This window comes from Streptomyces sp. NPDC005302 (genome assembly GCF_040607345.1).
In the GTDB taxonomy this organism is placed as follows: Bacteria; Actinomycetota; Actinomycetes; order Streptomycetales; family Streptomycetaceae; genus Streptomyces.
This window is the reverse complement of record NZ_JBEXGN010000033.1, coordinates 37779-50137: the sequence shown is the minus strand read 5'-3', so window position 1 is coordinate 50137 and position 12359 is coordinate 37779. Positions and strand designations below refer to the sequence as shown.

Here is a 12359-nt window from a genome sequence, read left to right as displayed (position 1 = left end):
GGCGCCGGGACGACCCGGTCGGCGGGACCCGGCGGGAGCGCGCGGGCGTCAGCGGGCCGGCAGATACGGGGCCGTCGACGGCAGCTCCAGGTCCGAGGGGAGCAGCGAGCCGACCCAGCAGTCCCTGCGGACGCCCTTGTTGTTGATCGCGGAACGGAGGGTGCCCTCGATGGTGAAGCCGGCCTTCTCGGCGACCGCGCGGGAGCCGCTGTTGCCGACCTCGGCACGCCATTCGACACGGTCGACCGACACGTCCGTGAAGGCCCACCGGGACACGGCGACGGAGGCCTCGGTGACATAGCCGTTGCCCCGGTGCTCCTTGGCGGCCCAGAAACCGATCTCGCCGACCCCGAGGGACCGCATGGTGATGGCGACCATGGCCACCAGCTCCCCGGAGGGCAGGAAGACCCCGAAGGTGAAGGCGGAGCCGTCGGCCCAGCCCTCGGGCACCATCTGGTCGGTGAAGCCCGTCGCGTGCTCACGCAGGTACGGGGACGGGATCGTGGTCCACCGCTGGATGTCGGGGTCCTGGACGGCGTCGAAGACGGCGTCGGTGTCCTCCACCCCCACGGCACGCAGGACGAGACGGTCGGTGGTCAGGGTGACGGGGTCCATCGGCCGATTCTGCTCGGGGAGCCGTAAGGACGCCATTCCTTTGCGTTGAGTGAGCACTTCGTTACTTTTCGCTGCGACAGTGCGGCACCTTCGGCAGTACCTGTCCGTTGTCCTAGTGGCTGTCGCAGGCAGACCTCCCGACGCGGTGTGGTCCTCGCTTACGATGGCCGTTGCTCAAGCTGTGATTTGAATCTGTCATTGAAACCGACCGTCCCAGGCCCGACCGGCAAGGAGACAAACCCCCGTGTCCGTCCTCTCGAAGATCATGCGTGCAGGCGAAGGCAAGATCCTGCGCAAGCTGCACCGCATCGCGGACCAGGTCAACTCCATCGAAGAGGACTTCGTCGACCTCTCCGACGCCGAGCTGAGGGCCCTCACCGATGAGTACAAGCAGCGGTACGCCGACGGCGAAACCCTCGACGACCTGCTGCCCGAGGCGTTCGCCACCGTCCGTGAGGCGGCCAAGCGCGTCCTTGGCCAGCGTCACTACGACGTGCAGATGATGGGCGGCGCCGCGCTGCACCTCGGCTATGTCGCGGAGATGAAGACCGGTGAGGGCAAGACGCTCGTCGGCACCCTGCCCGCGTACCTGAACGCCCTTTCCGGCAAGGGTGTCCACCTCATCACGGTCAACGACTACCTGGCCGAGCGCGACTCCGAAATGATGGGCCGCGTCCACAAGTTCCTCGGGCTGGAGGTCGGCTGCATCCTCGCCAACATGACCCCGGCCCAGCGTCGTGAGCAGTACGCGTGCGACATCACGTACGGCACGAACAACGAGTTCGGCTTCGACTACCTGCGCGACAACATGGCGTGGGCCCAGGACGAACTCGTCCAGCGCGGCCACAACTTCGCGATCGTCGACGAGGTCGACTCCATCCTCGTCGACGAGGCCCGTACGCCGCTGATCATCTCCGGCCCGGCCGACCAGGCGACCAAGTGGTACGGCGACTTCGCCAAGCTGGTCACCCGCCTCAAGAAGGGCGAGCCCGGCAACCCCCTCAAGGGCATCGAGGAGACCGGTGACTACGAGGTCGACGAGAAGAAGCGCACCGTCGCCATCCACGAGCCCGGTGTCGCCAAGGTCGAGGACTGGCTGGGCATCGACAACCTCTACGAGTCGGTGAACACCCCGCTCGTCGGTTACCTGAACAACGCCATCAAGGCCAAGGAACTGTTCAAGAAGGACAAGGACTACGTCGTCATCGACGGCGAAGTCATGATCGTCGACGAGCACACCGGCCGTATCCTCGCCGGCCGCCGCTACAACGAGGGCATGCACCAGGCGATCGAGGCGAAGGAAGGGGTGGACATCAAGGACGAGAACCAGACGCTCGCCACGATCACCCTGCAGAACTTCTTCCGCCTCTACAAGCGCCACGACCAGCAGGAGAAGGAAATGCCGGGCCTGTCCGGCATGACCGGTACGGCGATGACCGAGGCCGCCGAGTTCCACCAGATCTACAAGCTGGGCGTCGTCCCGATCCCGACCAACCGGCCGATGGTCCGCATGGACCAGTCCGACCTGATCTACCGCACCGAGGTCGCGAAGTTCGAGGCGGTCGTCGACGACATCGTCGAGAAGCACGAGAAGGGCCAGCCGATCCTCGTCGGTACGACGTCGGTCGAGAAGTCCGAGTACCTCTCGCAGCAGCTCTCCAAGCGCGGTGTCCAGCACGAGGTGCTGAACGCCAAGCAGCACGACCGTGAGGCGCCGATCATCGCGCAGGCGGGCCGCAAGGGCGCCGTCACCGTCGCCACGAACATGGCGGGCCGCGGTACGGACATCAAGCTCGGCGGCAACCCGGACGACCTCGCCGAGGCGGACCTGCGGCAGCGCGGTCTCGACCCCGAGGAGCACATCGAGGAGTGGGCCGCGGCCCTGCCCGCCGCTCTGGAGAAGGCCGAGCAGGCGGTCAAGGCCGAGTTCGAAGAGGTCAAGGACCTCGGCGGCCTGTACGTCCTCGGCACCGAGCGGCACGAGTCGCGCCGTATCGACAACCAGCTGCGCGGTCGTTCCGGCCGTCAGGGCGACCCGGGCGAGTCCCGGTTCTACCTCTCCCTGGGCGACGACCTGATGCGTCTGTTCAAGGCGCAGATGGTCGAGCGCGTCATGTCGATGGCGAACGTCCCGGACGACGTGCCGATCGAGAACAAGATGGTCACGCGCGCGATCGCCTCGGCCCAGTCGCAGGTAGAGCAGCAGAACTTCGAGACGCGTAAGAACGTCCTGAAGTACGACGAGGTGCTCAACCGGCAGCGCGAGGTCATCTACGGCGAGCGCCGCCGCGTCCTGGAGGGCGAGGACCTGCAGGAGCAGATCCAGCACTTCATGGACGACACGATCGACGCCTACATCGCGGCCGAGACCGCCGACGGCTTCGCCGAGGAGTGGGACCTCGACCGGCTGTGGGGTGCCTTCCGGCAGCTCTACCCGGTGAAGGTCACCGTGGACGAGCTGGAGGACACCGCCGGTGACCGCTCCGGCCTGACCGCCGAGTTCATCTCCGAGTCCATCAAGGACGACATCCACGCCCAGTACGCGTCCCGCGAGGAGCAGCTCGGCTCCGAGATCATGCGCGAGCTGGAGCGCCGGGTCGTGCTGTCGGTCCTGGACCGCAAGTGGCGCGAGCACCTCTACGAGATGGACTACCTCCAGGAGGGCATCGGCCTGCGCGCGATGGCCCAGAAGGACCCGCTCGTGGAGTACCAGCGCGAGGGCTTCGACATGTTCAGCGCCATGATGGACGGCATCAAGGAGGAGTCCGTCGGCTACCTGTTCAACCTGGAGGTCCAGGTCGAGCAGCAGGTCGAGGAGGTCGAGGTCACGGACTCGGCGCCGTCCCTGGACAAGCAGGACGCCGTCCCCGCGGGCGCCGGGCGGCCCGAGATCCGCGCCAAGGGGCTCGACGCCCCGCAGCGGCCGGACCGCCTGCACTTCTCCGCGCCGAGCGTCGACGGTGAGGGCGGTGTCATCGAGGGCGACTTCACCCACGACGACGAGCCCGTGCGCTCCGAGGCGGACGGCCTCACGCGCGCGGAGCGCCGCAAGCAGCAGAAGGGCGGCGCGCGTCGCCGCAAGAAGTGAGTGAGGGCCGCGCGGAGCCGGTGACAGCCGGAGCGTGCGGCCGGTAGCGCGTCGGAAGGGCCGGGCACCTGGGTGCCCGGCCCTTCCGACGTTCCCGCGCACCGTGCTCGGGCGCCACGCACGCGTGAGGCCCCCGCCTTCGCCGCCGACCCTGCCGCCGAGGCCTCGGCCGCCCGCTCGCGCCGGCCGCGTCAGTCGTCGTCGCGGTGGGGCATGCGGGGGCCGCCCAGTTCGATGGCCGTGCAGCGCCAGCGCAGGTCGGGACCCTGTTCCAGGCGGAAGGCCATGGCGCGCAGCTGGTCACCGGCGCCGATGCGGGCGAAGGCCTCCACGGCACCGGGCCGGGCGACGTAGTAGCCGATGTCCCGGATGACGGGGCGGGTGCCGCGGGCGCGCAGGGCACCGCGCTCGGCGAGCCAGACCAGTTCGTCGTACGCGCGGCCCGCGGTGTGCCGCAGCATGCAGTGGACGGGACGCGTGCCGCTCAGCACGGCCAGCAGCCGCTCGGCGAAGACGTCGGTGGGCCGGGGCCCCGTCGCGGGCCGTACCCCGCCGCGGGCCGTGTCCGGGGCGCGTACGGCGGACGGTGCCGCCGAGGGGGCCGGGTCCTGCGGCGGGCTGCCGCCCGGGCGCCTGGCGGGCGTTCCGGCGCCCGGCCCGCGGGGCGGGGTGCTCCCGGGGCGGCGCGAGTCCTGGCGGCCCGGCGGCCGGCCGCCGGGCTGGCGCCTGGTCCTGGTCATCACCTTGTTCATGTGCCGTCCCCGTTCCTCCGGACCGGTTCATACCGGTCGGTAACCTGCCGTTGGGGATCTTGTACGAGGCGGGGGAGGGCCCTCGCAAGGACGGCGGGCGCGCGTCGGAGCCCCCGGAGAGTTCACCTATCAGGGTTGCCGGAGGGCCGGGAATCCGCACGGGACAAGGGCGGTACCGGGTGAATCGCGGGACCGGGGTGGACGCTGGGGAGGGGGCGGCCGGGGACTCGAAAGGGGACGCCCGCACGTATCCTGAAGGCCCTCCCCGGAGACGCGGGACCGCCCTCCCCGGAGCCCGCGGACCGGGAATCCCCGGAGCCCCGACTACGAAAGCGGCCACCATGCGCGTCTACGTCCCTCTGACCCTCTCCGGTCTCGCCGAGGCGCACAGGACGGGGGAGCTGGAGGCGGGACCGTTCCTCGCGTACGCCGTCACCCCCGCGCTGCGCGAGTGGTACCTCTCCGACGACATCGAGGAACTGGAGTACGCGGCACTGAGCCGTGCCGCGCTGGCCTCGCTGCGGCTCGTGGCCGTGGACCCCGGGGCGGTACGGCGCCGGGTCGTCGTCGCCGTGGACGTGCCCGACCGTGCAGCGGCCGTCGATCCCGACCGGGGGCTCGACGCCGCCGCGCTCGGCGAGGTGCGCGTCTCGCAGGCCGTGCCGCTGTCCAAGGCCGCCGCGGTCCACGTCGACGCCCCGGACGCCGAGAAGGACGTCACCGCGGCCGCCGAGGCTCTCGGGGCGGCGGACATGGGGGACGACGACGCGCAGTTCGTCGTCGACGGGGCCGAGGACCACGAGCTGCTGTGGTTCGCCAGGCAGGAGATCCCCAACCTCCTGGGGCAGGGCGAGTAGCCCCCGCGGGGTGTGGCGCTGTCGGTGGGGACGGGTACGTTTCTGTGTATGGGGAAGCCAGAAAACGCGCACATCGTCTGGGACTGGAACGGCACGCTGTTCCACGACAATGACGCGATCATCGGGGCGACGAACGCCGCGTTCGCCGAGCTGGCGCTCGAGCCGATCACGCTGGAGCGGTACCGGGCGATGTACTGCGTGCCCGTGCCGAGGTTCTACGAGCGGCTGATGGGGCGGCTGCCCACCGACGCCGAGTGGCAGATCATGGACGCCACCTTCCACCGGTACTACGCGGAGCACCGTGTGGCCTGCGGACTGACCGACGGGGTGCCCTCGCTGCTCGCCGGCTGGGGAGCGGCGGGCCGCAGCCAGTCGCTGCTGAGCATGTACGTGCACGAGGAACTGGTGCCGCTGGTGCGGGGCTTCGGGATCGAGCCGCACTTCGTCCGGGTGGACGGGCGCACCGGGCCCTCCGGGGGCAGCAAGGCCGAGCACATGGTGCGGCACCTCACCGCGCTCGCGGGGGTCGATCCGTCCCGCGTGGTGGTGATCGGAGACGCCGCCGACGACGCGGTCGCCGCCCGGCACGTGGGAGCCGGAGCGGTGCTCTACACCGGCGGCTCGCACAGCCGCGCCAGCCTGGAGCTGGTGGGCGTCCCGGTCGTGGACAGCCTGGAGGAAGCCGTCGAGGAGGCGCAGCGCCTCGCGGCCTGAGCGGCCCGAAGGGCCGACACGTCCCCGAGTCCCGGGCGCGATCCGTTCGCGCCCGGGCCGTCGGGACACGTCAGGTCACGGGAGCCTTCGCCCGCAGCACCGTCAGGAACTCGCGCATCCAGGCCGAGTGGTCCGGCCAGGCACGGGCGGAGACGAGGGTGCCGTCGACGACGGCCTCCGCGTCCTGGAAGGTCGCGCCCGCCGCCTGCATGTCGAGCTCCAGCGCGGGGTACGCCGTGACGCGGCGGCCGCGCAGGCTGTCGACCGCCGCGGTCAGCAGGGGACCGTGGCAGATCTGGGCCACCGGCTTGTCCGCGTCGAAGAACGACTTGAGGATCTTCCGGAGCTCGGGGTCGTTGCGCAGATACTCCGGAGCGCGCCCGCCGGGGATGACGAGCGCGACGTACGCGCCCGGGTCGACGTCCGCGAACGCGAGGTCGGCCGGCCAGGTGTAGCCGGGCTTCTCGGTGTAGGTGTCGAAGCCGGGCTCGAAGTCGTGGACCACGAACCGGAGCTTCTTCTGCTCGGGTGCGGCGATGTGGACCTCGTAGCCCTCCTCGCGCAGCCGCTGGTAGGGGTACAGGACCTCCAGTGACTCCGCCGCGTCGCCGGTGACAATCAGGATCTTCGCTGCCATGGTGCTGCGCTCCCGTCGGCCGTGCTCAGGCGTTCCGTTCGGTCGTCCCGGTCAACCTGCCTCCGGGGGAGGGACTTGCCAAGGGGCCGCGCGCTTCTTGGAGCGCCGCTCCGGGGTCCGGCTGCCGCGGAACACCGTCCGTAGTACGACGGTAGCCCGCAGTCGGCCCGCACTGCACGTCCTCGCCCCATTCGTCCCTGTGCATAGTGTCAAAGTTCCCCCCCTGGTTTTGTACACATACGGCTCATGACGACCCCGGGGTGAAGGGGGATAGCCTGGTGGCGTGATCAGCGCGATATCTCGCGGGGGCATCGTCGCCCCTGCCCCGCGCCCGGAGCGCACGGACGACATCCGTGACCGGGCGTCAGTCGCTGATCTTCGTGAGCGGGACGGGATGACGGCGAACGCCGTGTGCGCGTGCGGGAGAGCCGCCAGCGCCGACGGCACCGCACTCCGTACGTCGAGGGCACCCGAGAGACGGACGTCGCCGAGAGCAGCGTCACAGTCCCCGAGGGCGCCGAGAATGGCCGATAACCCCCCGCTCATCTCACCTTGCGGCATAGCGTCGAAGCAGACCGGACACCCCGCGTCACGGCGTTGCGTCGGAAGCGACGAGACCGTACTTCCTTCAACGTCACGCAACGGCGCGCGACAGGAGCCAGAGGACAATGCAGACCAAGCTGGACGAAGCCAAGGCCGAGCTGCTCGAACGGGCCGCCCGGGTAGCTGAGAACAGCCCGGTCGGGGGGCACCTACCGACTGGGACGACGGACGAGGGCACCCCCGACCGGGACACCGTGCTCGCGTTCCTCCAGCGCTACTACCTGCACACGGCCCCGGAGGACCTCAGCGACCGTGACCCGGTCGACGTCTTCGGAGCGGCCTTCTCCCACTACCGACTGGCCGAGAACCGCCCTCAGGGCACGGCCAACGTGCGCGTGCACACCCCCACCGTCGAGGAGAACGGCTGGACCTGCAGCCACTCCGTCGTCGAGGTGGTGACGGACGACATGCCGTTCCTCGTCGACTCGGTGACCAACGAGCTGTCGCGCCAGAGCCGCGGCATCCACGTCGTGATCCACCCGCAGTTCGTCGTACGGCGCGACCTGACCGGCAAGCTCATCGAGGTGCTGCCCACGCGGCCCTCCGCCGAGGACCTGCCGCACGACGCGCACGTCGAGTCGTGGATCCACGTCGAGATCGACCGCGAGACCGACCGCGCCGATCTGAAGCAGATCACCGCCGACCTGCTCCGTGTCCTGTCCGACGTCCGTGAGGCCGTCGAGGACTGGGAGAAGATGCGCGACGCGGCGCTGCGGATCGCCGACGAGCTGCCCGCCGAGCCCGCCGCCGACGACCTGCGCGAGCAGGAGGTCGAGGAGGCCCGCGAGCTGCTGCGCTGGCTGTCCGGCGACCACTTCACCTTCCTCGGGTACCGCGAGTACCAGCTGCGCGACGACGACTCGCTGACCGCCGTCCCCGGCACCGGGCTCGGCATCCTTCGCTCCGACCCGCAGCACGGCGACGAGGACAGTCACCCGGTCAGCCCGTCCTTCGAGCGGCTGCCCGCCGACGCCCGCGCCAAGGCCCGCGAGCACAAGCTGCTCGTCCTGACCAAGGCGAACAGCCGCGCCACCGTGCACCGGCCGTCGTACCTGGACTACGTCGGGGTCAAGAAGTTCGACGAGAACGGCGAGGTCGTCGGCGAGCGCCGCTTCCTCGGCCTCTTCTCCTCCGCCGCGTACACCGAGTCCGTGCGCCGCGTGCCCGTCGTGCGCCGCAAGGTCGAGGAGGTCCTGCGCGGGGCCGGGTTCTCGCCCAACAGCCACGACGGCCGCGACCTGCTCCAGATCCTGGAGACGTACCCGCGCGACGAGCTGTTCCAGACGCCCGCCGACGAGCTCCGGGCGATCGTCACCTCCGTCCTGTACCTCCAGGAGCGCCGCCGGCTGCGGCTCTACCTCCGGCAGGACGAGTACGGCCGCTACTACTCGGCCCTCGTCTACCTGCCGCGCGACCGGTACACCACCGGTGTGCGGCTGCGGATCATCGACATCCTCAAGGAAGAACTCAACGGCGCCAGCGTCGACTTCACGGCCTGGAACACCGAGTCGATCCTGTCCCGGCTGCACTTCGTGGTCCGCGTCGAGCCCGGCACCGAGCTGGCGCAGCTCTCCGACGCCGACAAGGACCGGATCGAGGCGCGCCTCGTCGAGGCCGCCCGTTCCTGGGCCGACGGCTTCGGCGAGGCGCTGACCGCCGAGTGCGGTGAGGAGCGCGCCGCCGAACTGCTGCGCCACTACGGCAACGCGTTCCCCGAGGGCTACAAGGCCGACCACTCGCCGCGTTCCGCGGTCGCCGACCTGGTGCACCTCCAGGCGCTCGGCCAGGAGCAGAGCAAGGACTTCGCGCTCAGCCTCTACGAGCCGGTCGGCGCGGCCCCCGGCGAGCGCCGGTTCAAGATCTACCGCACCGGTGAGCAGGTCTCGCTCTCCGCGGTCCTGCCCGCCCTGAACCGCATGGGCGTCGAGGTCACCGACGAGCGCCCGTACGAACTGCGCTGCTCGGACCGTACGACGGCGTGGATCTACGACTTCGGGCTCCGGCTGCCCAAGTCCCTGACCGGCAACGGCGACTACCTCGGCGACGACGGCCGCGAGCGGTTCCAGGAGGCCTTCGCCGCCACCTGGACCGGCCGGGCCGAGAACGACGGCTTCAACGCCCTCGTGCTGAGCGCCGGTCTCAACTGGCGGCAGTCGATGGTGCTGCGGGCGTACGCGAAGTACCTGCGCCAGGCCGGCTCCACGTTCAGCCAGGACTACATGGAGGACACCCTCCGCAACAACGTCCACACCACCCGGCTGCTCGTCTCGCTCTTCGAGGCCCGGATGTCGCCGGAGCGCCAGCGCGCCGGCGTCGAGCTGACCGACGCGCTGCTGGAGGAGCTCGACGCGGCGCTCGACCAGGTCGCCTCCCTCGACGAGGACCGCATCCTGCGGTCCTTCCTGCACCTCATCAAGGCGACCCTGCGCACGAACTTCTTCCAGAAGACGGCGGACGGCACGCCCCACGCCTATGTCTCCATGAAGTTCGACCCGACGGCCATCCCGGACCTCCCGGCGCCCCGCCCGGCGTTCGAGATCTGGGTGTACTCGCCGCGCGTCGAGGGCGTGCACCTGCGCTTCGGCAAGGTCGCGCGCGGTGGTCTGCGCTGGTCCGACCGGCGCGAGGACTTCCGTACGGAGATCCTCGGCCTGGTCAAGGCGCAGATGGTGAAGAACACCGTGATCGTGCCCGTCGGCGCCAAGGGCGGCTTCGTCGCCAAGCAGCTGCCGGACCCGTCCGCCGACCGCGACGCGTGGCTGGCCGAGGGCATCCGCAGCTACCGGACCTTCATCTCGGCGCTGCTCGACATCACCGACAACCTGGTCGCCGGTGAGATCGTGCCGCCCGCCGACGTCGTCCGGCACGACGAGGACGACACGTACCTCGTGGTCGCCGCCGACAAGGGCACGGCGACGTTCTCGGACATCGCCAACGAGGTCGCCGAGAGCTACAACTTCTGGCTCGGCGACGCCTTCGCCTCCGGCGGCTCCGCCGGCTACGACCACAAGAAGATGGGCATCACCGCCCGCGGCGCCTGGGAGTCCGTCAAGCGGCACTTCCGGGAACTGGGCGTCGACACCCAGTCGCAGGACTTCACCGTGGTCGGTGTCGGCGACATGTCCGGTGACGTGTTCGGCAACGGCATGCTGCTGTCCGAGCACATCGGGCTGGTCGCCGCGTTCGACCACCGGCACATCTTCATCGACCCGAAGCCGGTCGCCGAGACCTCGTACGCCGAGCGCCGCCGGCTGTTCGAGCTGCCGCGCTCCTCGTGGGCGGACTACGACACCGGGCTGATCTCGGCCGGCGGCGGTGTCTTCCCGCGCAGCGCCAAGGCCATCCCGGTCAACGCGCACATCCGCGAGGCCCTCGGCATCGAGTCGAAGGTCGCGAAGATGACGCCGGCCGACCTGATGCGGGCGATCCTCCAGGCCCCCGTCGACCTGCTGTGGAACGGCGGCATCGGCACGTACGTGAAGTCGTCCGCCGAGTCGAACGCGGAGGTCGGCGACAAGGCGAACGACGCGATCCGCGTCGACGGCGCCGAACTGCGCGTCAAGGTCGTCGGCGAGGGCGGCAACCTGGGCCTGACCCAGCTCGGCCGGATCGAGTTCGCGCAGCACGGCGGCAAGATCAACACCGACGCCATCGACAACAGCGCGGGCGTGGACACCTCGGACCACGAGGTGAACATCAAGATCCTGCTCAACGCGGTGGTGGCCAACGGCGATCTGACCGTCAAGCAGCGCAACAAGCTGCTCGCCGAGATGACCGACGAGGTCGGTGCCCTGGTGCTGCGCAACAACTACGCGCAGAACACCGCGATCGCCAACGCGCTGGCCCAGTCCCCGAGCATGCTCCACGCCCAGCAGCGGTTCATGCGCACGCTGGTCCGCGAGGGGCACCTCGACCGGGCGCTGGAGTTCCTGCCCAGCGAGCGGCAGATCCGCGAGCGGCTCACCGCCGGCCAGGGCCTGACCGGCCCGGAGACGGCCGTCCTGCTCGCGTACACGAAGATCACGGTCTCCGTGGATCTGCTCGCCACCTCGCTGCCGGACGACCCGTACCTGCAGAGCCTGCTGCACGCGTACTTCCCGACGGCGCTGCGCGACCGGTTCCGCGAGCAGATCGAGGGCCACGCGCTGAGCCGCGAGATCGTGACGACCGTCCTGGTCAACGACACGGTCAACACCGGTGGCACGAGCTTCCTGCACCGGCTGCGCGAGGAGACGGGTGCCTCGCTGGAGGAGATCGTCCGGGCGCAGACCGCGGCCCGCGCGATCTTCAACTCCAGTGCGGTGTGGGACGCGGTGGAGGCGCTCGACAATGTCGTCGCCGCCGACGTCCAGACCCGGATCCGGCTGCACTCGCGCCGCCTCGTGGAGCGCGGTACGCGCTGGCTGCTCAACAACCGGCCGCAGCCGCTCCAGCTCGCCGAGACGATCACGTTCTTCAGCGCGGGCGTCGAGCAGGTGTGGTCGGAGCTGCCCAAGCTGCTGCGCGGCGCGGACCTGGAGTGGTACCAGCAGATCTGCGACGAGCTGACGAACGCCGGGGTGCCGGACGAACTCGCCACGCGGGTGGCCGGGTTCTCCTCCGCCTTCCCGGCGCTGGACATCGTCTCGGTGGCCGACCGCACGGGCAAGGACCCGATGGCCGTCGCCGAGGTCTACTACGACCTTGCCGACCGGCTCGGCATCACGCAGCTCATGGACCGCATCATCGAGCTGCCGCGTGCCGACCGCTGGCAGTCCATGGCCCGCGCGTCGATCCGCGAGGACCTCTACGCGGCCCACGCGGCGCTCACCGCGGACGTGCTCGCGGTGGGTGACGGCACCTCCACGCCGGAGCAGCGCTTCGAGGCGTGGCAGGAGAGGAACGCGCCGATCCTCGGACGCGCCCGCGCCACGCTGGAGGAGATCCGGGGTTCGGACTCCTTCGACCTCGCGAACCTGTCGGTGGCGATGCGGACGATGAGGACGCTGCTGCGCGCGCACTCCTAGGCGGTACGCCGACGGGGGCGTCCCGGGCCTTCAGGGTCCGGGGCGCCCCCGTCGGCATGAGGTGCGTCACGCCTTGAGGCGCGTCAC

7 protein-coding genes are annotated in these 12359 nt (G+C 70.2%); 4 read left to right on the top strand and 3 right to left on the bottom strand.

The window, feature by feature from the left end; translation table 11 throughout:
* Positions 1-48: 48 nt before the first annotated feature.
* Positions 49-615, bottom strand: a complete 567-nt coding sequence (locus ABZT74_RS32455) for a GNAT family N-acetyltransferase (RefSeq protein WP_355862711.1) — start codon at positions 613-615, stop codon at positions 49-51.
* Between the two features lie 244 nt (positions 616-859).
* Between ABZT74_RS32455 and secA the strand changes: the two genes are divergently transcribed.
* Entirely contained in the window at positions 860-3703 is a 2844-nt protein-coding gene (secA, locus tag ABZT74_RS32450; protein WP_355862713.1) for a preprotein translocase subunit SecA, read from the top strand.
* Between the two features lie 191 nt (positions 3704-3894).
* On the opposite strand, the gene ABZT74_RS32445 is transcribed toward secA, so the two are convergent.
* Complete coding sequence (locus ABZT74_RS32445) at positions 3895-4455, bottom strand: Rv3235 family protein (protein WP_356440794.1); 561 nt, start codon at positions 4453-4455, stop codon at positions 3895-3897.
* Between the two features lie 341 nt (positions 4456-4796).
* On the opposite strand from ABZT74_RS32445, the gene ABZT74_RS32440 reads away from it, so the two are divergent.
* Complete coding sequence (locus ABZT74_RS32440; protein ID WP_355862717.1) at positions 4797-5312, top strand: hypothetical protein; 516 nt, start codon at positions 4797-4799, stop codon at positions 5310-5312.
* Between the two features lie 48 nt (positions 5313-5360).
* A complete protein-coding gene (locus tag ABZT74_RS32435; RefSeq protein ID WP_356440791.1) occupies positions 5361-6026 on the top strand; it encodes an HAD family hydrolase in 666 nt (221 codons plus the stop codon).
* Positions 6027-6096: 70 nt separating this feature from the next.
* On the opposite strand, the gene ABZT74_RS32430 is transcribed toward ABZT74_RS32435, so the two are convergent.
* Entirely contained in the window at positions 6097-6663 is a 567-nt protein-coding gene (locus tag ABZT74_RS32430) for a DJ-1/PfpI family protein (protein ID WP_081217619.1), read from the bottom strand.
* A 668-nt stretch (positions 6664-7331) separates the two neighbouring features.
* Here ABZT74_RS32430 and ABZT74_RS32425 point away from each other — a divergent pair.
* On the top strand, positions 7332-12272 hold the full coding sequence (locus ABZT74_RS32425; protein WP_355862721.1) for an NAD-glutamate dehydrogenase: 4941 nt from the start codon (positions 7332-7334) through the stop codon (positions 12270-12272).
* Positions 12273-12359: the final 87 nt, after the last annotated feature.